The sequence below is a fragment of the Desertivibrio insolitus genome (assembly GCF_017355965.1).
Classification (GTDB): Bacteria; Actinomycetota; Actinomycetes; order Actinomycetales; family Microbacteriaceae; genus JAFIQW01.
On sequence record NZ_JAFIQW010000004.1, the window covers coordinates 498,615 to 519,207 of the forward strand.

Consider the following 20,593-nt stretch of genomic DNA (forward strand, 5'->3'; position numbering starts at 1 on the left):
GGCGCCTCGCCTATGCTCCTAGCTTGATGAAGGGGCCCGACAGCGCACGCGAGCCGCAGTCGGGACTCCCGCTGTGGGGTGCGATCGTGCTCGCGATCTCGGCCGGCCCCGTGCTCGACGCGGCGTTCCCCGACCGCGGCTGGTGGCCGATGCTGTTCGTCGGCCTCCCCGCCATGCTGCTCGCGCTCGTCGGACGCACCTTCCGCCAGGGTTTCCTCGTCGGCCTGCTCGGCGGCTTCAGCTTCCTCGGCATCCACATCGAGTGGATCACCGTCTATCTCGGCCCGCTGCCCTGGATCGGCCTGAACGGCGTCGAGAGCCTGTTCTACGGGCTCGGCGGCGGCCTCATCGCCCTCGTCTACCGCTACACCCGACACCGCCGCGGGGCGTGGGTGCAGCTGGGGCTCGTACCCGCGCTGGTCGCCGGCATCTGGACCACCCGCGAGGCCGTCTCGAGCACGTTCCCCTACGGCGGTTTCGCGTGGGCGCGCATGGCGCAGTCGCAGTCCGAGAGTCCGCTGCGCGACCTCGCCGCCTACGTCGGCACCTCGGGACTGAGCTTCCTGCTCGTGTTCGTCTGCGCCGCGATCGTGCAGTTCCTCGTGCGACGCGACCTCGGCGCCCCGCTCCGCGCGGCCGTCGCGGTCGGGGCGGCCGCGGCCCTGTTCGCGGTGCCCGCCTGGTCGGTCACGCAGACCGGCACGATGCGCGTCGTCGCGGTGCAGGGCGACAGCGACGCGGGGCTCTTCGCGGAGTACACACCCGGGGAGATCCTGCTCGACCACTGGGAGGGCTCGCGGGCCGTCGAGGACGCCGAGGACGTGGACCTCGTCGTCTGGCCCGAGAACGCCTCCGACCTCGATCCGCTCCGCAACCCGGATGCCGCGCGGCTGCTCGACGACGTCACCGAGCGCTTCGGCGTGCCCCTGCTCGCCGGCACGATCACCGTGAACCCCGACGACGAGATCTTCAACAGCATGCTGCTGTGGCAGGACGGGGAGGTGCTCGACCAGTACGACAAGATCCACCCCGTGCCGTTCGCCGAGTACCTGCCCAACCGGGACCTGTTCTACCCGCTGGCGCCGGAGCTCTTCGACCTCGTGCCCCGCGACTACACGTTCGGCACCCGCGACAACGTCGTCGACGTCGACGGCGTCACCGCCGGGGTCGCGATCTGCTTCGACATCGTCGACGACGAGCTGATCCGGCAGATGGTGGCCGACGGCGCCGACGTCATCCTCGCCCCGACCAACAACGCCGACTTCGGCCGCACCGACGAGAGCATCCAGCAGCTCGCGATCGCCCGGCTGCGCGCGATCGAGACCGGCCGGAGCGTCGTCAACATCTCGACCGTCGGCACGAGCGCGATCATCGCCCCGGACGGCACCACGATCCGGCAGCTGCCGACGTTCGAGCCCGGGCAGATGGTCGAGGACGTACCCCTGAGCGACACGGTGACCCCCGCAACGGCCCTCGGCCGGCTGCCGGAGCTCGCGGCCGGGGCGTTCGGCCTCGTGGGGCTGCTCCTCGCCGGCCTGCGCTTCCGTCGTGAGGGCGGCGAGCCGGTCTTCGAGCACACGCTGCCCGCGGCGCGACGTGGCTGACGTCCTCGTCGTCGTGCCCACGTACGACGAGCGCGAGTCCCTGTCCGGCATCCTCGCGCGCGTGCGCTCGGCGGTGCCGGATGCCGACGTGCTCGTCGTCGACGACGCGAGCCCCGACGGCACGGGCGAGCTCGCGGACGAGCTCGCCGCCGACGATCCGGCCGTCTCCGTGCTGCACCGTCCCGGCAAGGACGGGCTCGGACGCGCCTACCTCGCCGGCTTCGCGCTGGCGCTCGAGCGCGGCTACGCGCACGTGGTCGAACTCGACGCCGACGGCTCGCACGACCCCGCCGAGCTGCCGGCGATGCTGGCGCTCGCCCGCGGGGGAGCGCACCTCGTGATCGGCTCGCGTTGGATCCCGGGCGGCCGCGTCGTCGACTGGCCGTGGCTCCGCCGGGCGATCTCTCGAGGCGGCAACGTCTACGCGCGTCTGCTCCTGCGCTCGCGGGTGCACGACCTCACGAGCGGCTTCCGCGTCTTCGATGCGTCGGCGCTGCGGCTCCTGCTGCGGCACGAGGTGGCCTCGCACGGCTACGGCTTTCAGGTCGAGACCGCGTGGCGGCTCGAGCGGGCCGGATGCCGCGTGCTCGAGCATCCGATCACCTTCGTCGAGCGACGGGCGGGCGCATCCAAGATGGGCCCCGGCATCGTGCTCGAGGCGCTCGTGCGCGTCACGGTCTGGGGTCTCCGGGCGAGGCTCCGCAGGCGCCGTTAACGAGCGACGCCCGCAGCGCTCTGGCGAGCGTGCGGGCGTCGATCGGTGGACGTCGGCTAGGCGCCGATCTTGTGCTGTCCCTTGCGTGCGCGGAGGTACTCCAGGCGCTCCTGGAGCAGTTCCTCGAGCTCGGCGCGCGTGCGGCGCTCGAGCAGCATGTCCCAGTGGGTGCGGGGGGCCTTCGCCTCGGCGGTCTCGCTCTGCACGAGCTCACCCGCCTCGTCGACCAGTCGGCCCTCCTGGCCCGTCTTGGGCGACTCCCACGTCTCGGGCACGTCCGCCTCGGCGGCGAACGTCACCTCGAAGGTCGTGCCCTCCGCGGTGCGGTAGGTGACCTTCTTCCGGGGGGAGAACTCGACGCCCTCCTCGCTCTGCAGACTCTGGGAGCCCAGTCGCATGCCGCGCAGACTACGGTCCGCCATAGTGGCCTCCTCCTCATCGTCAGGAATGTGGTCCTGATCTCCTGCGTTCCTCGATGTCTAACGTCGCAACCTCGGAAAACCTGCCCGGGCAGACCGTTTCCCAGAGCATTCCCACGAAGGTCGCACTGCTGATTCGGAGCGCTCGGAGCGGCCGCTCGGTGCGCATCCCGAGAAATGCTCAGCCCGTTCGGACGACCTCGAGCGCGAGGTCCGCGCGGTCGGTCACGAGCCCGTCGACGCCGGCGTCGAGCAGCCGGCGCATGTCGCGGGGGTCGTTCACCGTCCAGATGTGCACCTCGACGCCCGCACGGTGCAGACCCCGCAGCACGCGCGGCGCGGCGGTGTCGATCCCCGCCGCGCGCGGCGGGATCTGCACGGCCTGGACGCGGCGGAGCGCGAGCCGCGCGAGCGGGGTCAGCCCGAGCACGACCGCGAACAGGGCGACGGCGAACAGCGGGGCGGAGGCGCTCGTCGCGACGCCCGGCGCATCGCGGAGTGCGCGCCGGCGCCGTCGCTCGGAGAACGAGGTGAGGAGCACGCGCTCGGCGGCATCCGCCCGGTGGACGACGTCGCCGACGAGCCGGGCCGCCGCGGCGGACTTCACGTCGATGTTGAAACGGATGCCGGGAAAGGCGGCGAGCACCTCGGCGAGCGTGGGGAAGGTCTGCCCCTGCCCGAGGTCGACCGCCTGCAGTTCGACGAGGGTGAGGTCCTCGATCGTCAGCGCGCGCCCCGCGACCCGCTGCAGGTCGGGGTCGTGCGCAACGACGACCACTCCGTCCTTCGTCGCGTGCACGTCGGTCTCGACGATCGTGACTCCGGCGTCGACGGCCGCCTGGAACGCGGCGAGAGTGTTCTCCGGCGCGCTCGTCGCGAGTCCGCGGTGAGCGAGCACCCGGGGGAGCGGACCCGAGAGGAACGGATGCCGCGTCACCGCGGCTCGTCAGAGGCGGGACGCCCCTCCTCGCTCAGCACGCGGTCGACGCTCGCGACGTCGACCTCGTCGGGCACCATGTTCGTGACCTCGGCCTCGGCCGGCCGGCTGCGCTCGCGCTCCTCGGCCCCGTCGGAGAACGGCGTGAACGGCGTCGCCGACCGGGGGCGGTCGGGCCCGGAGGCGACGTTCCCGAAGGCGTTGCCGAGGCCCTGCAACGCCTCGGTCAGCTGGCTCGGCACGATCCACAGCTTGGACGCCTGGCCGTCGGCGAGCTTGGGCAGCGTCTGCAGGTACTCGTAGGCGAGCAGCCGCGGGTCGGGGTTGCCCTCGTGGATCGCGCGGAACACCGTCGTGATCGCCTCCGCCTCGCCCTGAGCCCGAAGCACCCGCGACTGGGCGTCGCCCTCGGCCTCGAGGATCGCCGCCTGCCGGGCACCCTCGGCGGTGAGGATCGCGGACTGCTTGGTGCCCTCGGCGGTGAGGATGAGGGCGCGCCGGTCGCGCTCGGCCCGCATCTGCTTCTCCATCGAGTCCTGGATCGAGGCGGGCGGGTCGATCGCCTTGAGCTCGACGCGGCCGACGCGGATGCCCCACTTGCCCGTCGCCTCGTCGAGCACGACGCGCAACTGCCCGTTGATGTTGTCGCGGCTCGTGAGCGCCTCCTCGAGGTTGAGCCCGCCGACGACGTTTCGGAGCGTCGTGACGGTGAGCTGCTCTACCGCGCTGAGGTAGTCAGCGATCTCGTAGGTCGCGGCCCTGGCATCCGTCACCTGGAAGTAGACGACGGTGTCGATCGAGACGACGAGGTTGTCCGAGGTGATGACGGGCTGCGGCGGGAAGCTGACGACCTGCTCTCGGAGGTCGATGAGCGGCCGCACCCGGTCGATGAACGGGACCAGGATGTTGAGGCCCGGCATGAGCGTCTTGTGGTAGCGGCCGAGGCGCTCGACGACGCCCGCCCTGGCCTGCGGGATGATCCGGATCGACCGGATCAGCACGACGACCACGAAGACGAGCAGGACGACGAGCAGCCCCACGACGAAGAACTGCCCGATCAGGTCGGTGAGGGACGTCATGAGGGTGCCTTCCGTAAGGAGGATCAGGGGGTGGATGCCGGAGCGGCGGGCCGCACGACCGCGACCGAGCCCGCGATCGCGGCGACCGTCACGTAGGCGCCCTGGGGCACCTGGGCTCCGATGGCGTCGGGGGAGAGGCGGGCGGTCCAGGTGTCGCCGTTGGAGAGCTTGACGAGGCCGCTGCCGTCGACGAAGTCGCCGAGGGCGCGGCCCTGGAGGCCAAGCAGGGCGTCGATGTTCGACGGCGTCGGGTCCTCGCCGCGGCGCAGCGTGCGCAGCAGCAGCGGCCGGATCGTCAGCAACAGGAGCACCGAGAGCACCGCGGCCACGCCGATCTGCAGCCACCACGGGCCGCCGAGCAGGTAGGTCGCGAGGCCGCCGAGGCTGCCGGCGGCGAGCATGAGGAACGTGAACTCGAGGGTGAGGATCTCGATGATCACGAAGATCAGAACGGCGGCGATCCACACGATCCAGATCACGTCTCGAAGGTCGAGCATCGTCGCCTCCCTCCGGTCAGCAACGAAACTAGCAGCCGGATGGCCGGTAGTCTCCTTCCCCGTGGAGAACCCCCTCGAGCCCGGCAGCCTCGCCGGCAAGACCGCCATCGTCACCGGATCCTCGCGCGGCATCGGAGCCGACACCGCGACCTACTTCGCCGAGGCCGGCGCGAACGTGGTCATCAACTACCGCAACAAGGCCCGGCGCGCCGAGCAGCTCGTCGAGAAGCTGACCGCGGCGGGACACTCGGCGATCGCCGTCGGCGCCGACCTCACCGACGCGGAGTCGGTGCAGGCGCTCGTGCAGCAGACCGTCGACACCTTCGGCGGGGTCGACATCCTCGTGCTCAACGCCTCCGGCGGCATGGAGACCGGCATGGGCGAGGACTACGCCATGACGCTCAACCGCGACGCTCAGATCAACGTCCTCGAGCAGGTCGCGCCGCACCTCGGCGAGGGCGCGCGCATCGTGTTCGTGACGAGCCACCAGGCCCACTTCATCCGCACCACCCCGACGATGCCGGAGTACGTCCCCGTCGCGCTGTCGAAGCGCGCCGGCGAGGACGCGCTGCGCGAGCGCATCCCCGAGCTCGCCGAGCGCGCCATCGGCTTCACCGTCGTCTCCGGCGACATGATCGAAGGCACCGTCACGGCGACGCTGCTCGACCGGGCGAACCCCGGCGCGATCGAGGCGCGGCGCGAGCAGGCGGGCAAGCTCTACAACGTCGGCGAGTTCGCCGCCGAGGTCGCCCTCGCGGCGGTCGAGCCGGTGCCCGCGGACAACACGCGCTACGTCGGCGACGTCTCCGGCTTCCAGGCCGGCTGACCCGGAGCGGGCGCCCCATCGCGGGTGCCTAGGCTGAGGGTGATGAAGCCGAACGACATCGCCCTGCTCACCTCCCTCGGCAGTCCCGCGCTCGACCCCGTCACCCCGCGTGCGGTCGTCGCCGTCACCCGTCCGGATGCCGGTGCCGACGCCAACGTCGGACAGCTCTGGTCGGTGCCGCTCGACGGCGGCCCCGCCCGGCGGCTCACCCGCGGGTTCCGCGACACGTCGCCGCGGTTCTCGCCGGACGGGAGCCTCCTCGCGTTCCTCCGCGCCGAGGCCGGGCGCCCGCCGCAGCTGCACGTCGTCGACGCCAGAGGTGGCGAGCCCGTCGCCGTGACCGAGCAAAAGCTCGGCGTCTCGGCGTTCGCCTGGTCGCCCGACGGCGCCCGCCTGGCGTTCGTCGCGCGGGTGCCGGAGCACGGCCGCTACGGCAGCGTGGAGGGGCTCGCCGCGAACGCCGAGCCGCCGCGTCGCTTCACGACGCTCAAGTACTCGGCGAACGGCGTCGGCATCACCACCGACCGCCGCAGCCAGCTGTTCGTCGTCGACGTTCCGGATGTCTCCGCCGAGCCGCTCTATCCGCTCTACCCCTCGACCGAGCCCGCCGAGCAGCCCGGCGCGGTGCCCGCGCCGCGGCAGCTGACCGACGGCCCGTACGAGCACCGTGCCCCGGTCTTCTCACCCGACGGGACGCGGATCGCCGTCGTCGCCGCTCGGCACGAGACCCGCGACCACGACCTGCGCTCCGATGTGTGGGCGGTGCCGGTCGACGGGGGAAAGCCCCAGCTGCTGACGCCGGGCGAGGGCGCCGCCGTGAACGCGGCCGACTTCACCCCGGCGGGCGACCTCGTCACCCTCGCGTCACGGATCGGCGAGGGCCGGGACTTCGTGGCGCACAACTCCGCCCTCGTGCTGCACCCGGCCGACGGAGCGGCGCCCGTCACGCTCACCGACCCGATCACCACCGGGCTCGTGCCGACCGAGGGCATCCCGTCGCTCGGCGAGGGCTTCGTCGTGCTCGCCGAGAACCGCGGCCGCGTCGAACTGCGCGTGGTCTCGCGCGACGGGTCATCCGAGACCCTGCCGCCGGCCGACGCGGAGGTCACGGCCGTCGAGGTGCTCGGCACGTCGGTCGTCGCCGTCGCCGGCACCGCCGACCGCTTCAGCGAGCTCTATCGCGTCACGGGCGACACGGCCTCGCGGATCACCGACTTCGGCTCCGGGCTCGCCGAGCGCGGCATCCTGCCCGGCGTCGAGACCACGATCGAGGGGCGCGACGGCTATCCCGTGCACGGCTGGGTGTTCACGCCGGAGGGGGAGGGGCCGCACCCCGTGCTGCTCAGCATCCACGGCGGGCCCTACGCCCAGTACACGGTGACGCTGTTCGACGAGTTCCAGGTGTACGCCGACGCCGGCTACGCGGTCGTCGCCTGCAACCCGCGCGGTGCCTCCGGGTACGGCGAGGAGCACGGCCGCACGATCCGGCAGAGGATGGGCACCGTCGATCTGCACGACGTGCTCGACTTCCTCGACGGCGCGATCGCGCAGAACCCGTCGTTCGACGCGGACCGCGTCGGCATCCTCGGCGGCTCCTACGGCGGGTACCTCACCGCGTGGACCATCGCGCACGATCACCGTTTCGCCGCGGCCATCGTCGAGCGCGGCTTCCTCGACCCCGACGGCTTCGTCGGCACGAGCGACATCGGCTCCTTCTTCGGCGACGAGTACGTCGGCACCGACCCCGAGCTGGTGCGGTCGCAGTCGCCGCAGGCCGTCGTCGACCAGGTGCGCACGCCGACCCTCGTGATGCACTCGACCGACGACCTGCGCTGCCCGCTGCCGCAGGCCGAGCGCTACTACGCCGCCCTCAAGCGCAACGGTGCCGAGGCGGAGCTGCTGGTGTTCCCCGGCGAGGACCACGAGCTCTCGCGCAGCGGGCGGCCGCGGCACCGCATCCAGCGCTTCGACGCGATCCTCGAGTGGTTCTCCCGTTACCTGCCGACCGACCGGAACCCCCGCCGATGACCGTCCGGCGCACCGCCCGCATCCTCCTGCTCGACGAGGAGGACCACCTGCTGCTGCTCAAAACTCACTGGGACAAGCACCTGCTGCCCGAACGTTGGCTGACGCCCGGCGGCGGGATCGACCCGGGGGAGAGCGAACACGACGCGGCGGTCCGCGAGCTCTTCGAGGAGACCGGGCTGCGCGTCGAGGCTCTCGGCGACCCCGTCGCCCGCACGCGCATCCGGATGCCGGAGGGGCACGAGTACGACTGGCGCGAGGCTGTCTACTACCTGCTGCGCACCACGCGCTTCCAGCTCTCCCGCGCCGACTGGACCGAGAGCGAGGTCGACGACATCGTCGACGTCCGCTGGTTCTCGCCCGAGGAGCTCGCCGCCTCGACGGAGGAGTTCGACCCGGAGGACGTGCGCGGGATCCTCGCGCAGGTGGTGCCGGGGCGCTGAGCCCCGACACCCGCTGCGGCTAGTGGTGAGTGCCGTGGTGCTCGGCGTGCTCGGCGTGCTCGCTCGAGTGCTCGGGCGCGGTGTGCTCGTCGTGGCTCGCGTGCCCTGCGTGCTCGGCCTGCTCCGGCTGCCCGTCGTGGCTGCTGTGCCCGTCGTGATCGTCGTGGCCGCCGTGCTCGCCGTGGTCGCCGTGGTCGCCATGCCCGTGGTAGGCGTGCACGACCGCGTGGCCCTTACCGCGTGACATCAGCCAGCGGTTGACGGGCGTCGTCACGACGAAGGCCAGCGCGAGCGCGACGGCCAGCGAGCCCCAGAAGTACCAGGAGGCCAGGCCCGCGTGCATCGCTCCCGGGATCGAGAGCATCGCGGCGTTGTCGATGATCTCCATCACCGTGATCGACAGGGTGTCGGCGGCGAGGGCGACCTTGAGCGCCTGACGGAAGCCGAGGCCGGCGCGCAGCACGCCGCGCATCGTCAGGGCGTACCCGAAGACGAACGCGAGGGCGACCGCCAGGGCGACGGTGGCCAGCTGCGGCAGCCCGAGCGCCGTGCCGATCACCATGCCGAGCACCTCGCCGATGGCACAGCCCGTGAGGCAGTGCAGGGTCGCGGATGCTGCGGAGCGCCAGGAGACGCCAGGGGAGTTGGTGTGGGTTGTCATTGCGATCCTCCTTCAGACGTCCGCAACCATACCCCCACGGGGTATATCCCGACAGGGGCTGCTTCAGGCTCGCGGCGGATCAGCTCCGTGGCCGGTTGCAATCAAGGATGAGCGCGGCGAAACGTCCCGCTTGCTGGCGGCGCACGTTATGTCAGCGGTAGCAAGGCGCGCGCCGGGGAGGGGAGTGACAGCAGGGCAGCGACCTTCGAGCGTTGCGGCCGCCAGAGGCAGGTGCCGCAGGCGTCGACCAACCAGACGTCGAGCAGCCTGGTCACCGGTTCGTCCGGTCGTCAGTTCGACGTCAGCTCAGCCAGGTGCTCAATCCGTCGGATCGTCGGTTCGACATCAGCACAGCAAGAAATCGCATTCATGCGCTTCATCGCCCAGAAGCAATCAGCGCGACCAGCGTTCGCACGAACGCGAGCAGTGCGACTCGAACGCATCACGCCTGCGTCGTCGACGACGGGTCAGTCGCAGCATCCGTGCCGTTCTAGAGCCCCTTTTGGGCCCTGTTCCTACACGCTGATAATGCACATTATGTCAGCACCAGGAACGGGCCCTGCCGGCACAAGTCCGACCAACGGCTCCCTGCGTGCTCCCGCGGACTGCCCGCGTGGCGGCGTCTCCCAAAGCACCTTGGCTAGCGTGAGGCCGTGACCACTCCCGCTCGCATCCTGATCCTGTCCGGCGCCGGTCGTTACTCCGACCCGTGGCACCCGTACGTCGAGACGTCCGGAGCGCTCGGTGACATCCTGCGCGAGCTGCCCGACACCGACGTTCGGATCTCCGAAGACGCCGACGCCGCGCTCACGAACCTCAGCGGAGTCGATCTTCTCGTCGTCAACACCGGCAACCCGGCCGAGAACGGCGAGGCGGCCGGCAGCGTCGACGACGCGCAGCGCGCCGCGGTGTCGGCCGCCGTGCGGAGCTTCCGGTCGGCGGGCGGTTCTCTGCTGGTCACGCACTCCGGCACGTCCTCCCTGCCGGAGTACCCGGAGATCGTCGAGCTGATGCCGGCCCGCTGGACGCCGGAGTCGTGGCACCCCGAGTTCGGCGAGGTCGACCTTCCGGTCTCCCCCGGGCATCCGATCACCGACGGCCTGAAGCGCATCGCCGCGGACGACGAGCTCTACAGCGGACTCGTGGTCGACCCGGATGCCGAGGTGCTGCTCGCCCACGAGCTCGACGGCACGCGTCATCCGCTGATCCTCGCGACCGAGCACGACGGCACCCGCGTCGTCGTCGACGCGCTGGGCCACGACGCGCGCAGCTACCTGTCGGCGAGCCACCGCCACCTGCTGCAGCAGGCCGGGGAGTGGCTGCTCCGCCGCCGCTGACGCTCTGCGGTGACGCCGGCCGGGGCCGCTCCCCCCGCGCGGCCCCGCCTCCGACGTCAGACCGAGACCTCCTCGAGCAGGGCGTCGATCTGACCCATGGCCTCGCGCATGCCCTCCTCCATGCCCATCTCGAGCATCTGCTGCATCTGTTCCACGGACTCGAACCTCGACGTCGTCGTCATCCGCGTGCCACCGTCGGGCAGCGGCTCGAACAGCACCTCTCCCGTCATCGCGCCCATCTCGGTGACCGGCTGCCATGACTCGTCGGCGAACCCCTCCTGGAAGACGAGGCGGGACGGCCGGTCGATCTCGACCGTGCGCCACCAACACAGGTTCTTCTCGCCGTCAGGACCGGTCATGAAGTAGCGGGAGCTGCCGCCGGGCCGGAAGTCGTGCTCGGGGAACGTCGCGGGGTAACCGGGAGGGCCCCACCAGCGCTCGAGCTGGCGCGGGTCCTCCCACACCTGCCAGACGCGCTCGGGCGACGCCGGGAACTCGGCCACCATCGTGAGACTCAGTGTCTCCGCGTCGGTGCGGGAACTGACCATGGTCATGGTGCTTCTCCTTCCTCAGGGGCGGAGGTCGCAGTCGCACTGCCATCGGCGGCGAGGAGCTCGTCGATACCCCGCACGCGGGCGCGCCAGAGGGTCTCGTAGCGATCGAGCAGCGCCCGCGCCTGGCGGATCCGGGTGGGTTCCCCGTGCACGAGCTGCTCCCTCCCCCGTCGCTGCTTGACCACGAGCGACGCCCGCTCGAGCACCGCCACGTGCTTCTGCACCGCAGCGAAGCTCATCTCGTAGCGCCGAGCCAGTCCCGACACCGACTCCTCCTGATGGAGTACGCGGGTCAGGATGTCCCGCCGCGTGGCATCCGCGAGGGCGTGGAAGATCACGTCCACCTCGTCGTCCGTCAGCGCTTCTACAACCATTTGGTTGTACGTTACGCCCGTCCGACGAGCGGCTCAAGGGGGTGATTCAGTCCCGCCCGCGCCAGGTGGCCACGTCCACGACGTTGCCCTCGGGGTCGACGAGCGACCACCACGCGGGCGCGTAGCGGTCGCCGAGCATCCGGCCGCCCGCGTCGAGGATGGCCTGCACCCGCTGCTCCGCCTGGTCGTGCGGTACGGACACGTCGACGTGGATCCGATTGCGTGGCGCGACGTGCTCCTTGTCCTGGAACCACAGCGGCGGGCCGATCAGATTCGGCTCGACCATGTCCTCGTCGCCGATCTGCACATAACCGAGTGCCGCCCGCCAGAACTGCATCACCGCAGGCCGGTCGGCGACGTCGAAGGCGAGCTGCACGTGCTGCACCGCCGACGGATCCGCCTCGAGCCCGAGTGACGCGGCGATCGTCGAGATGCGGCGGGCGAGCTCGAGGTCCACGTCGCTCAGCCCGACGCCCGGCGTGATGACCTGCACTGTCACCGTGTCAGGCCTCAGGTCGAGGAGCGGAGCGTGCCCCAGCTCCTCCGCCACCTCGGCGACGGCCGCGACGAACCGCGCCCCCGTCGCGAAGTCGCCAGTTCCGTACAACGTCTTCGCGCCCCAGAAGAGCACCCGCCAGTCCTCGACACCGTCCGCCGACGAGAAGTCAGCGTCGGAGATCCGTTCCACCATGATCCGGACGCTACTCCCGGCATCCGACACCGGCCAGGCTTCGTCGCACCGGTGCGGGGTACTGTCGCGAGCATGAGGATCGCCGTCACCGGAGCCAGCGGAAAACTCGGACGCGTCGTCGTCTCTCACCTGCACGGGAAGGGCCACGAGGTGTTCGCGATCGATCGCGTGCCCGCGGCGCTCGGCGTGCCGAGCACCGTCGCGGAACTGACCGACTTCGGTCAGGTGCTCGCGGCCCTCACGGGCGTGCACGACCGGTGGGGCGCCGTCGAGGCCGTCGTGCATCTCGGCGCGATCCCCGCGCCCGGCCTCACGACCAACGCCCACCTGTTCGCCAACAACGTCGTCTCCACCCACAATGTCTTCGAGGCGGCGCGGGTCGCCGGCATCAAGAAGGTCATCTGGGCCTCCAGCGAGACGCTGCTCGGTCTCCCCTTCGAGACCCCTCCCCCGTACCTCCCGGTCGACGAGGAGTACACCGTCCGCCCCGAGACGTCGTACTCGCTCGGCAAGGCGGTCGACGAGGAGCTCGCCCGCCACTTCACCCGCTGGGACCCGGAGCTCTCGCTCATCGGCCTGCGGTTTTCCAACGTCATGGTGCCGGCTGACTACGCAGACTTCGACAGCTGGCAGGACGATCCCGCCCGCCGGTCGTGGAACCTGTGGGGGTACATCGACGCCCGCGACGGCGCAGAGGCCTTGCACCTCGCGCTCGAGAGCGACATCACGGGCTTCGAGACGTTCATCATCGCCGCGGCGGACACCGTGATGCGCCGTCCCTCGGCCGAACTCCTCACGGGGCCGCTGGCCGAGCTCGAGCAGCGCGCGCCCGTCGAGGGCCGCTCCACGCTGCTCTCGATCGACAAGGCGCGGCGGCTGCTCGGTTACGAGCCCACGCACTCCTGGCTCGACGAGGTGCCGGCGTGAGCGAGCCCGCCGCCGAGGACTCGCTGCCGCGGCAGAGCCGCAAGGTGCTCGAGGCGCTGCGAGCGGCCGGCCTCGAGGCGTCCGTGCGCATCATGCCCGACTCGACGAGGACGGCGAAGGATGCCGCGGCCGCGATCGGCTGCGAGGTCGGGGCCATCGCGTCGAGCCTCGTCTTCATGGCCGACGACGCTCCGCTGCTCGTGCTGACGAGCGGACGCCACCGCGTCGACACGCAGGCGCTCGCCGAGCGGCTCGGGCGCCGGGAGATCCGGCGGGCGAGCGTCGACGAGGTGCGGGAGGCCACGGGGCAACCGATCGGCGGGGTCTCCCCGGTCGCGCACCCGGCGCCGATCGAGACGATCGTCGACGACGCGCTCGCCGACTACGCCGTGCTCTGGGCGGCCGCCGGCACCCCGCACGCGGTGTTCGCGACGACGTTCGGCGACCTCGTGCGCCTCACCGGCGGAACTGTCGCGGCGGTCGACTGACCGGAGGGGAACGACGGGCGCCGTTAGGACGATTCCAACCCGAATGGAACCGGCCGATGAACCCGAATCACCGGCGCCCGTCTCACCCCAATGGCGCGTTCCCCCTGCGCCGGAGAGAAGACTACGACAGCGCGCGCACCCCTCAGCACCACCGGATGCGTCCGTGTCGTCGCCGGCGCGGGTCAGGAGGTCGCGAAGTCGCTCCTGACCAGGGCTTCCAGGGCGGCGACCGCGTCCGCGGCATCCGGACCCGTCGCCTCGATCGTCACGTCGGTGCCGGGCTTCGCCCCGAGCCCCATGACCCGGAGCATGCTCTTGGCGTCGGCGCCGTTCACCCTCACGTCGGAACTGAAGCGGCTCGCGAGCTTGACGAACTCGGCGGCAGGCCGCGTGTGCAGACCGTCCTCGTTGGTGAGCGTCACGGTGACGGAGGAGCGGTCCGCGGATGACTCGGCGGGCGCGCTCCCCTGCGGCTCGCTCGGCACCTCGGCGGATCCCCCGCCGGCCGCCTCCGCCGCCGACAGCACGGCGTCGAGACCCTCGCCCGTCGCGGCCGTGACGGCCGCGGCGACCGCTCCCTCGACGAGCGGCGCGTCCGCGATGCGCACGCGGTCGCGCTGCTCGTCGTCGAGGAAGTCGAGCGCCGTCTCGGTCGTGAGGATCGCACTGCCGAGGTCACACAGCACGACGACCCCGTCGCCGGAGTCCGCCTCGGCGAGGGCCGCGGTGACCCGGTCGAAGCTCGTGCCGATGCCACCCTCGTCGGTGCCGCCGGCCGCCACGAGACGTACGTCGCCTGCCATCTGACCGGCGAGGTCGACGAGGCCCTCGGCGATCTTCGCGCTGTGCGAGACGAGAACGAGCCCGACGGTCATGACGCCGCCGAGACCGCGGCCGCGCGCAGCAGCAGCGCGGTGGACTGGGCACCGGGGTCGCGGTGGCCCACGGCCCGCTCGCCGAGGTAGCTGGCGCGACCCTTGCGGGCGACGAGGGGCTCGGTGTCGGCGGCACCGCGCTCCGCGGCATCCGCCGCCGCCTCGAGCACCTCGGGCTCGCTCCTGCCCTCGCCGGCGGCCGCGGCCGCCGCGTCGACGGCGGGGGTCCACGCGTCGATCATCGTCTTGTCACCGGTCTCGGCCTTGCCGCGGCTGACGATGCCGTCACGGGCCGCGGTGAGGAACGCGACGACGTCGTCCGCCGTCAGCTCCTCCTTGCCCGCGACGGCCTGCGAACCCTTGAGGAACGCGGTGCCGAACAGCGGACCCGAGGCGCCGCCGACGGTCGAGATGAGCGTCGTCGCGACGAGCTTGAGGGCATCGCCCGGGGAGGCGTCGGCCGGCAGGCCGTCGAGCTTGCCGAGGACGGCGGAGAACCCTCTGTCCATGTTCTCCCCGTGGTCACCGTCGCCGATCTCGCGGTCGAGGGTGATCAGCTCCCCCCGGTGCTCCGAGACGATCCGTGCGCTCTCGGTCATCCATGCCTTCGCCCAGGCGATACCCAAACCCATGCTTCTCCTTACCTTCCCCAGCGGAGCGCGGCGGTCTCGACCGGCGCGTCCCACAGTTCGATGAGCTCGTCGTCGAGGTGCAGCACGGAGATCGACGCCCCCTGCATCTCGAGCGACGTTACGTAGTTGCCGACGAGCGATCGCACGACGTCGATGCCGCGTTCGGCGAGGATCGCCGCCGCACGACGGAAGACGATGTACAGCTCGACCAGTGGTGTGCCGCCCATGCCGTTGACGAAGAGCAGCACCTTCTCCCCCGACTCCAGGGGCATGTCCTCGAGGATCGGGGCGACCAGGCGCGCCACCAGGGCATCGGCGGGCTCGAGCGCGATCCGCTCGCGGCCGGGCTCGCCGTGGATGCCGATGCCGATCTCGACCTCGGTGTCGGTGAGCGTGAAGCTCGGCTCGCCGGCGTGCGGCACGGTGGGGGCCGTGAGCGCGATGCCCATCGAGCGCACGCGCGAGTTGACCTTCTCCGCGACGGCCGTCACGGCGTCGAGGTCGTCCCCGCGCTCGGCGGCCGCGCCCGCGATCTTCTCCACGAGCACCGTCCCGGCGACTCCGCGGCGGCCGGCGGTGTAGAGCGAGTCCTTCACGGCGACGTCGTCGTCGACGATCATCGAGCGCACCTCGATGTCCTCGGCCGAGGCGAGGTCCGCCGCGGTCTCGAAGTTCAGGACGTCGCCGGTGTAGTTCTTGACGATGTAGAGCACGCCCGCTCCCCCGTCGACCGCTTTCGTCGCCTCGACGATCGGGTCGGGGGTCGGCGACGTGAACACCGCGCCGGGCACGGCGGCCGAGAGCATGCCCGGTCCGACGAAGCCGGCGTGCAGGGGCTCGTGCCCGCTGCCGCCACCCGAGATCAGCGCGACCTTGCCGGCGACCGGCGCGTCGGCCCGGCGCACGAAGATCGGGTCGGCGGATGCCACGACGAGTTCCGGATGCGCGGCGGCGAATCCCTGGACGGCCTCGTCGACCACGTTCTTCGGATCGTTGATGAGTTTCTTCATTGAAATCCCTTCCCAGCCCGTTCGCGGGCACGGCACTCTCCGCTGCTCAACGTACTCCGTCGCCAGTGCGCCGCGGTAGCGCGCGGGAGCACCGACTTTTCGCCGGACGGTTTTGGTGCTTGCGGACCCTCCGTAGGCCGGGTCTAGTGTGTGAAACGACCGCGATGACGCGGTCAGCACTGTGGGCAGTGCTCGGCTTCCTGGAGGCAAACGTGGACAATCTGGGTCTCATCTTCCTGTCGGAGGTGGTCGGCACCGCCCTCCTCCTCCTCCTCGGCTGCGGCGTCGTGGCGAACGTCGCCCTGACGCAGTCGAAGGGCTTCGGCGGCGGGTTCCTACTGGTCAACTTCGGCTGGGGCCTCGCGGTGTTCGCGGGCGTCACGGTCTCCTACTCCTCCGGCGCGCACCTCAACCCCGCCGTGACGCTGGGACTCCTCGTCACCGGCCAGGTGGACGGAGGCTTCCTCGCGGCGCTCGTCTACGTCGCGGGTCAGCTCGTCGGTGCATTCATCGGCGCGACGCTCGCGTGGCTGGCGTACAAGCAGCACTTCGACCAGGAGCCGGAGCCGGCGGCGAAGCTCGGTGTGTTCTCGACGGGCCCCGGCATCCGCAACTACGGCTGGAACCTCGTCACCGAGATCATCGGCACGTTCGTGCTCGTCTTCGTCGTGATCGGCTTCGGTCGCGCCGAACCGGGGGCCGGTCTGGCCGCGCTGGGTGCGCTGCCGGTGGCGCTGCTCGTGGTCGGCATCGGCGCCTCGCTCGGTGGCCCGACCGGGTACGCCATCAACCCCGCCCGCGACCTCGGTCCGCGCATCGCGCACGCGGTGCTGCCGATCCGCGGCAAGGGCTCGAGCGACTGGGGCTACTCCTGGGTGCCCGTCGTCGGCCCGCTCATCGGCGGCGCCCTCGGCGGCCTGGCATCCATCCCGCTGCTCCCCGTGTGATCTCCGACACGACCTCCGGCCCGGGGCGCACCGACGCGCCCCGGGCTCTCGCACCGACAACAGAAAGGCAGCACGTCAATGGCTGACTACATCGTCGCGATCGACCAGGGCACGACATCCACCCGCGCGATCGTGTTCGATCACTCCGGCTCGATCGTCTCGGTCGGGCAGAAGGAGCACGAGCAGATCTTCCCCAAGGCCGGGTGGGTCGAGCACGACCCGAAGGAGATCTGGGACAACACCCGCGAGGTGATCGGGCAGGCGCTCTCCCGCGCCGACATCACCCGCCACGACGTCGCCGCGGTCGGCATCACCAACCAGCGCGAGACCGCGGTCGTCTGGGACAAGAACACCGGCGAGCCCGTCTACAACGCCATCGTCTGGCAGGACACACGCACCCAGGCCATCGTCGAGCGCTTCGCTCAGGACGGCGGCCTCGAGCGGTTCAAGGAGAAGGTGGGCCTTCCCCTCTCGACGTACTTCTCGGGCACGAAGATCGTCTGGATCCTCGAGAACGTCGACGGCGCCCGCGAACGGGCCGAGGCAGGCGACCTGCTGTTCGGCACCACCGACACCTGGGTGCTCTGGAACCTGACCGGCGGTACCGAGGGCGGCGTCCACGCCACCGACGTCACCAACGCCTCGCGGACGCTGTTCATGGACCTCGAGACGCTGCAGTGGGACGACGACATCCTCTCCGTCTTCGGGGTCCCGCGCTCCATGCTTCCCGAGATCAAGAGCTCGTCGGAGGTGTACGGCACGGTGGAGTCGTCCTCGCTGCTGCGGGAGGTGCCGATCGCGGGCATCCTCGGCGACCAGCAGGCCGCGACCTTCGGCCAGGCCGCGTTCGATCCCGGTGAGGCGAAGAACACCTACGGCACCGGCAACTTCCTCATCTTCAACACCGGTGAGGAGATTGTCCGCTCCGAGAACGGGCTGCTCACCACGCTCGGCTACAAGCTCGGCGACCAGCCCCCGCACTACGCGCTCGAAGGATCGATCGCGGTGACGGGATCGCTGGTGCAGTGGCTGCGCGACAACCTGGGCCTGATCGGGTCCGCCCCGGAGATCGAGCAGCTCGCCGCCACGGTCGAGGACAACGGTGGCGCGTACTTCGTGCCGGCGTTCTCCGGCCTGTTCGCCCCCTACTGGCGGGCCGAGGCCCGCGGCGCCCTCGTCGGCCTCACCCGGTACGTGAACAAGGGGCACATCGCCCGCGCCGTGCTCGAGGCCACCGCGTTCCAGACCCGCGAGGTCCTCGACGCCGTCAACGCCGACTCCGGCGTCCCTCTGTCGGAGCTGAAGGTCGACGGCGGCATGATCGCCAACAACACCCTCATGCAGTTCCAGGCCGACATCCTCGGCGTCCCCGTCGTCCGCCCCGTCGTCGCCGAGACCACCGCCCTCGGCGCCGCCTACGCCGCCGGCCTCGCCACCGGCTTCTGGTCCAACCTCGACGAACTCCGCGCCAACTGGCAGGAAGACCGCCGCTGGGAACCCCAGATGGACGACACCGAACGCGAACGCCAACTCCGACTCTGGAAGAAGGCCGTCACCAAGACCTTCGACTGGGTCGACGAAGACGTCCAGTGACGGGACGGTAGGAACGGAAGGCGGGGCTCGCGAGGGCCCCGCCTTCTGGCGTTCCGGGACGCCGGCGCGGCGTCAGCGCCGGTAGGGCGTCAGGCTGGATTGCGCGTCAGGCGCGGTTGGGCGTCGGGCCCGGTTGAGGTCACGCCCGGTTGGTCGCCTCGACCCACTGGTCGAGCTTCGCCGAGGCCGCCCCCGAGTCGACGGCCTCGGCCGCGACGGCGAGCTTCGCCTCAAAGCGCTCGAGGATGTCGCGGTGCACGGAGCCCGGATCGACGGCCAGCTCGTAGGACACGAGACCGGCGGCGGCGTTGAGCAGCACGATGTCGCGCACGGCGCCCCGCTCCCCCGCGAGCACGCGTCGCAGCACCCCGGCGTTGTGTTCGGCGTCGCCGCCGACGAGGTCCTCGATGGATGCGACGGGGATGCCGAGGTCGCGCGGGTCGAGGTCGTGCTCGTTCACCTGGCCGCGGGAGATCTCCCAGATCTGGCTGTGCCCGGTCGTCGAGAGCTCGTCGAGGCCGTCGTCCCCGCGGAAGACGAGGGCGGTCGCGCCCCGCGTCTGGAACACGCCGACGAGCAGCGGCACCTTGTCGGCCGACGCGACGCCGACCGCGCTCGCCTCGGGGCGTGCCGGATTGCACAGGGGGCCGAGGAAGTTGAAGACGGTGGGAACGCCGATCTCGCGGCGCACCGCGCCAGCGTGCCGGAAGCCGGGGTGGAACATCGCGGCGAACGCGAACGAGATGCCGGTCTCCTCGAAGACCCGGGCGACCCCGGCGGGATCGAGGTCGAGCGAGACGCCGAGGGCCGCGAGCACGTCCGACGAGCCCGACGAGGAGCTCGCCGCCCGGTTGCCGTGCTTCAGTACCGGCACTCCGGCGGCCGCGGCGATGATGCTCGCCGTCGTCGAGACGTTGACGGTGCCGAAGCGGTCGCCGCCCGTGCCCACGATGTCGAGCGCCATCGGATCCACCGGCAGCGGGAGGGCGTTCTCGAGCACGGCGTCCCGGAACCCGACGATCTCGCCGACCGTCTCCCCCTTCGTGCGCAGAGCGACGAGGAACGCGGCGAGCTGAGCCGGCGTCGCCTCGCCCTGCATGACCTGCTGCATCGCCCAGGTCGCCTCGCGGATGCTGAGGTCCTCGCCCTCGAGAAGGGTCGAGATGAGTGCGGGCCAGGTGGGGACGGACTGCATGCAGCCACCCTACTGAGGGCCGTCCAGCGCCTAGGCGGCCGTCGACACGCCCGACTTCGACAAACTTGTAGAAATCACCCCTGTGGAACGAGCCCGGCCACCGCGAGTGCCCCATAATGGAACCGTGACCACCACCACCGCTTCACGGCCCGTCGCGCCGGTCGTCCATCGGCCGAACGTCGTCGCGGTCGGAACGATCGTCTGGCTGGGCAGCGAGGTCATGTTCTTCGCCGGCCTGTTCGCGATCTACTTCACTCTTCGTTCGACCTCTCCCGAGCTCTGGGAGGCGCAGACCTCACTGCTAAACGTGCCGTACTCGCTCGTCAACACGATCATCCTCGTGCTGTCCAGCGTGACGTGCCAGTTCGGCGTCTTCGCCGCCGAGCGCCTCCAGGCCCGCGCCACCGGCAAGTGGTACCAGGTGGGCAAGTGGGGCATGGTCGAGTGGTTCTTCCTGACCTATGCCATGGGCGCCGTCTTCATCGTCGGACAGGTCTACGAGTACGTGACGCTCGTCAACGAGGGCATCGCCCTCAACTCGGATGCCTACGGCTCCGCCTTCTACCTCACGACCGGCTTCCACGGACTGCACGTGACCGGCGGTCTCATCGCCTTCCTGCTCGTCATCGGCCGCGCCTTCGCCGTGAAGAACTTCGGCCACAAGGAGGCGACGAGCGCGATCGTCGTGTCGTACTACTGGCACTTCGTCGATGTGGTCTGGATCGGGCTGTTCCTGGTCATCTACGTACTGAAATAGGAATTGA

23 protein-coding genes are annotated in these 20,593 nt (G+C 70.9%); 11 read left to right on the plus strand and 12 right to left on the minus strand.

What is annotated here, in order from left to right; genetic code table 11:
* Positions 1–26: 26 nt before the first annotated feature.
* Positions 27–1,604, plus strand: a complete 1,578-nt coding sequence (lnt, locus tag JUB10_RS11910) for an apolipoprotein N-acyltransferase (RefSeq protein ID WP_207457093.1) — start codon at positions 27–29, stop codon at positions 1,602–1,604.
* Positions 1,597–2,319: a polyprenol monophosphomannose synthase gene (locus JUB10_RS11915; RefSeq protein WP_207456959.1), complete on the plus strand. Its 723-nt coding sequence runs from the start codon at positions 1,597–1,599 to the stop codon at positions 2,317–2,319. The genes lnt and JUB10_RS11915 overlap by 8 nt, the downstream gene beginning before the upstream one ends.
* A gap of 56 nt (positions 2,320–2,375) precedes the next feature.
* Here the strand turns inward: JUB10_RS11915 and JUB10_RS11920 are convergent, their stop codons facing one another.
* The 4 genes from JUB10_RS11920 to JUB10_RS11935 all read right to left on the minus strand — a co-directional run bounded on the left by JUB10_RS11920 (position 2,376) and on the right by JUB10_RS11935 (position 5,251).
* On the minus strand, positions 2,376–2,741 hold the full coding sequence (locus tag JUB10_RS11920) for an RNA polymerase-binding protein RbpA (protein ID WP_207456968.1): 366 nt from the start codon (positions 2,739–2,741) through the stop codon (positions 2,376–2,378).
* Positions 2,742–2,919: 178 nt separating this feature from the next.
* Complete coding sequence (locus tag JUB10_RS11925) at positions 2,920–3,675, minus strand: glycerophosphodiester phosphodiesterase family protein (RefSeq protein ID WP_207456970.1); 756 nt, start codon at positions 3,673–3,675, stop codon at positions 2,920–2,922.
* Positions 3,672–4,754 (minus strand): SPFH domain-containing protein, encoded by a 1,083-nt coding sequence (locus tag JUB10_RS11930; RefSeq protein ID WP_207456972.1) that lies wholly within the window; start codon positions 4,752–4,754, stop codon positions 3,672–3,674. Before JUB10_RS11930 ends, JUB10_RS11925 begins: the two co-directional genes overlap by 4 nt.
* Positions 4,755–4,777: 23 nt before the next feature.
* A complete protein-coding gene (locus JUB10_RS11935; RefSeq protein WP_207456974.1) occupies positions 4,778–5,251 on the minus strand; it encodes an NfeD family protein in 474 nt (157 codons plus the stop codon).
* 61 nt (positions 5,252–5,312) lie between these two features.
* On the opposite strand from JUB10_RS11935, the gene JUB10_RS11940 reads away from it, so the two are divergent.
* From JUB10_RS11940 to JUB10_RS11950, 3 genes are read left to right on the plus strand one after another with little or no spacing between them, the layout of a single operon-like run.
* Positions 5,313–6,077 (plus strand): SDR family oxidoreductase, encoded by a 765-nt coding sequence (locus JUB10_RS11940; protein ID WP_207456976.1) that lies wholly within the window; start codon positions 5,313–5,315, stop codon positions 6,075–6,077.
* Positions 6,078–6,119: 42 nt separating this feature from the next.
* Entirely contained in the window at positions 6,120–8,105 is a 1,986-nt protein-coding gene (locus JUB10_RS11945; RefSeq protein ID WP_207456978.1) for a S9 family peptidase, read from the plus strand.
* Positions 8,102–8,545, plus strand: a complete 444-nt coding sequence (locus tag JUB10_RS11950; RefSeq protein WP_207456980.1) for an NUDIX hydrolase — start codon at positions 8,102–8,104, stop codon at positions 8,543–8,545. The genes JUB10_RS11945 and JUB10_RS11950 overlap by 4 nt, the downstream gene beginning before the upstream one ends.
* Before the next feature lie 19 nt (positions 8,546–8,564).
* On the opposite strand, the gene JUB10_RS11955 is transcribed toward JUB10_RS11950, so the two are convergent.
* On the minus strand, positions 8,565–9,206 hold the full coding sequence (locus tag JUB10_RS11955; RefSeq protein WP_207456982.1) for a DUF4396 domain-containing protein: 642 nt from the start codon (positions 9,204–9,206) through the stop codon (positions 8,565–8,567).
* A gap of 653 nt (positions 9,207–9,859) precedes the next feature.
* On the opposite strand from JUB10_RS11955, the gene JUB10_RS11960 reads away from it, so the two are divergent.
* Positions 9,860–10,543 (plus strand): ThuA domain-containing protein, encoded by a 684-nt coding sequence (locus JUB10_RS11960; RefSeq protein ID WP_207456984.1) that lies wholly within the window; start codon positions 9,860–9,862, stop codon positions 10,541–10,543.
* Positions 10,544–10,599: 56 nt separating this feature from the next.
* On the opposite strand, the gene JUB10_RS11965 is transcribed toward JUB10_RS11960, so the two are convergent.
* From JUB10_RS11965 to JUB10_RS11975, 3 genes are read right to left on the minus strand one after another with little or no spacing between them, the layout of a single operon-like run.
* Entirely contained in the window at positions 10,600–11,097 is a 498-nt protein-coding gene (locus JUB10_RS11965) for an SRPBCC family protein (RefSeq protein WP_207456986.1), read from the minus strand.
* Positions 11,094–11,471, minus strand: coding sequence for an ArsR/SmtB family transcription factor (locus JUB10_RS11970; protein ID WP_207456987.1), 378 nt, complete (start codon positions 11,469–11,471; stop codon positions 11,094–11,096). The genes JUB10_RS11965 and JUB10_RS11970 overlap by 4 nt, the downstream gene beginning before the upstream one ends.
* Positions 11,472–11,517: 46 nt before the next feature.
* Positions 11,518–12,162, minus strand: a complete 645-nt coding sequence (locus JUB10_RS11975; protein ID WP_207456988.1) for a VOC family protein — start codon at positions 12,160–12,162, stop codon at positions 11,518–11,520.
* A 72-nt stretch (positions 12,163–12,234) separates the two neighbouring features.
* Between JUB10_RS11975 and JUB10_RS11980 the strand changes: the two genes are divergently transcribed.
* Complete coding sequence (locus JUB10_RS11980) at positions 12,235–13,089, plus strand: NAD-dependent epimerase/dehydratase family protein (protein ID WP_207456989.1); 855 nt, start codon at positions 12,235–12,237, stop codon at positions 13,087–13,089.
* Positions 13,086–13,577, plus strand: a complete 492-nt coding sequence (locus JUB10_RS11985; protein ID WP_307859209.1) for a YbaK/EbsC family protein — start codon at positions 13,086–13,088, stop codon at positions 13,575–13,577. The genes JUB10_RS11980 and JUB10_RS11985 overlap by 4 nt, the downstream gene beginning before the upstream one ends.
* A 182-nt stretch (positions 13,578–13,759) precedes the next feature.
* On the opposite strand, the gene dhaM is transcribed toward JUB10_RS11985, so the two are convergent.
* From dhaM to dhaK, 3 genes are read right to left on the minus strand one after another with little or no spacing between them, the layout of a single operon-like run.
* Entirely contained in the window at positions 13,760–14,452 is a 693-nt protein-coding gene (dhaM, locus tag JUB10_RS11990; protein WP_207456990.1) for a dihydroxyacetone kinase phosphoryl donor subunit DhaM, read from the minus strand.
* Positions 14,449–15,084 carry a dihydroxyacetone kinase subunit DhaL gene (gene dhaL, locus JUB10_RS11995; RefSeq protein ID WP_207456991.1) on the minus strand — a complete coding sequence of 212 codons (636 nt, stop codon included), beginning with the start codon at positions 15,082–15,084 and terminating at the stop codon, positions 14,449–14,451. The genes dhaM and dhaL overlap by 4 nt, the downstream gene beginning before the upstream one ends.
* Before the next feature lie 8 nt (positions 15,085–15,092).
* Complete coding sequence (dhaK, locus tag JUB10_RS12000) at positions 15,093–16,094, minus strand: dihydroxyacetone kinase subunit DhaK (RefSeq protein ID WP_207456992.1); 1,002 nt, start codon at positions 16,092–16,094, stop codon at positions 15,093–15,095.
* 164 nt (positions 16,095–16,258) lie between these two features.
* Between dhaK and JUB10_RS12005 the strand changes: the two genes are divergently transcribed.
* Positions 16,259–17,041, plus strand: a complete 783-nt coding sequence (locus JUB10_RS12005) for an MIP/aquaporin family protein (RefSeq protein ID WP_207456994.1) — start codon at positions 16,259–16,261, stop codon at positions 17,039–17,041.
* A gap of 78 nt (positions 17,042–17,119) precedes the next feature.
* Positions 17,120–18,634, plus strand: a complete 1,515-nt coding sequence (gene glpK / locus JUB10_RS12010) for a glycerol kinase GlpK (RefSeq protein WP_207456995.1) — start codon at positions 17,120–17,122, stop codon at positions 18,632–18,634.
* A gap of 139 nt (positions 18,635–18,773) precedes the next feature.
* On the opposite strand, the gene trpD is transcribed toward glpK, so the two are convergent.
* Positions 18,774–19,829 carry an anthranilate phosphoribosyltransferase gene (trpD, locus tag JUB10_RS12015; RefSeq protein ID WP_207456996.1) on the minus strand — a complete coding sequence of 352 codons (1,056 nt, stop codon included), beginning with the start codon at positions 19,827–19,829 and terminating at the stop codon, positions 18,774–18,776.
* 124 nt (positions 19,830–19,953) lie between these two features.
* Between trpD and ctaE the strand changes: the two genes are divergently transcribed.
* Entirely contained in the window at positions 19,954–20,586 is a 633-nt protein-coding gene (gene ctaE / locus JUB10_RS12020; protein ID WP_207456997.1) for an aa3-type cytochrome oxidase subunit III, read from the plus strand.
* Positions 20,587–20,593 lie beyond the last annotated feature (7 nt).

What these genes read in the sequence shown, in the direction of transcription:
- lnt (WP_207457093.1), top strand. Translation starts at nt 27, where the DNA reads ATGAAGGGGCCCGACAGCGCACGCGAGCCGCAGTCGGGACTCCCGCTG.
- JUB10_RS11965 (WP_207456986.1), bottom strand. Translation starts at nt 11,097, where the DNA reads ATGACCATGGTCAGTTCCCGCACCGACGCGGAGACACTGAGTCTCACG.
- glpK (WP_207456995.1), top strand. Translation starts at nt 17,120, where the DNA reads ATGGCTGACTACATCGTCGCGATCGACCAGGGCACGACATCCACCCGC.
- JUB10_RS11955 (WP_207456982.1), bottom strand. Translation starts at nt 9,206, where the DNA reads ATGACAACCCACACCAACTCCCCTGGCGTCTCCTGGCGCTCCGCAGCA.
- dhaM (WP_207456990.1), bottom strand. Translation starts at nt 14,452, where the DNA reads ATGACCGTCGGGCTCGTTCTCGTCTCGCACAGCGCGAAGATCGCCGAG.
- JUB10_RS11920 (WP_207456968.1), bottom strand. Translation starts at nt 2,741, where the DNA reads ATGGCGGACCGTAGTCTGCGCGGCATGCGACTGGGCTCCCAGAGTCTG.
- JUB10_RS11980 (WP_207456989.1), top strand. Translation starts at nt 12,235, where the DNA reads ATGAGGATCGCCGTCACCGGAGCCAGCGGAAAACTCGGACGCGTCGTC.
- trpD (WP_207456996.1), bottom strand. Translation starts at nt 19,829, where the DNA reads ATGCAGTCCGTCCCCACCTGGCCCGCACTCATCTCGACCCTTCTCGAG.
- JUB10_RS12005 (WP_207456994.1), top strand. Translation starts at nt 16,259, where the DNA reads ATGACGCGGTCAGCACTGTGGGCAGTGCTCGGCTTCCTGGAGGCAAAC.
- dhaL (WP_207456991.1), bottom strand. Translation starts at nt 15,084, where the DNA reads ATGGGTTTGGGTATCGCCTGGGCGAAGGCATGGATGACCGAGAGCGCA.
- JUB10_RS11930 (WP_207456972.1), bottom strand. Translation starts at nt 4,754, where the DNA reads ATGACGTCCCTCACCGACCTGATCGGGCAGTTCTTCGTCGTGGGGCTG.
- JUB10_RS11945 (WP_207456978.1), top strand. Translation starts at nt 6,120, where the DNA reads ATGAAGCCGAACGACATCGCCCTGCTCACCTCCCTCGGCAGTCCCGCG.
- JUB10_RS11975 (WP_207456988.1), bottom strand. Translation starts at nt 12,162, where the DNA reads ATGGTGGAACGGATCTCCGACGCTGACTTCTCGTCGGCGGACGGTGTC.
- JUB10_RS11950 (WP_207456980.1), top strand. Translation starts at nt 8,102, where the DNA reads ATGACCGTCCGGCGCACCGCCCGCATCCTCCTGCTCGACGAGGAGGAC.
- JUB10_RS11935 (WP_207456974.1), bottom strand. Translation starts at nt 5,251, where the DNA reads ATGCTCGACCTTCGAGACGTGATCTGGATCGTGTGGATCGCCGCCGTT.
- dhaK (WP_207456992.1), bottom strand. Translation starts at nt 16,094, where the DNA reads ATGAAGAAACTCATCAACGATCCGAAGAACGTGGTCGACGAGGCCGTC.
- JUB10_RS11970 (WP_207456987.1), bottom strand. Translation starts at nt 11,471, where the DNA reads ATGGTTGTAGAAGCGCTGACGGACGACGAGGTGGACGTGATCTTCCAC.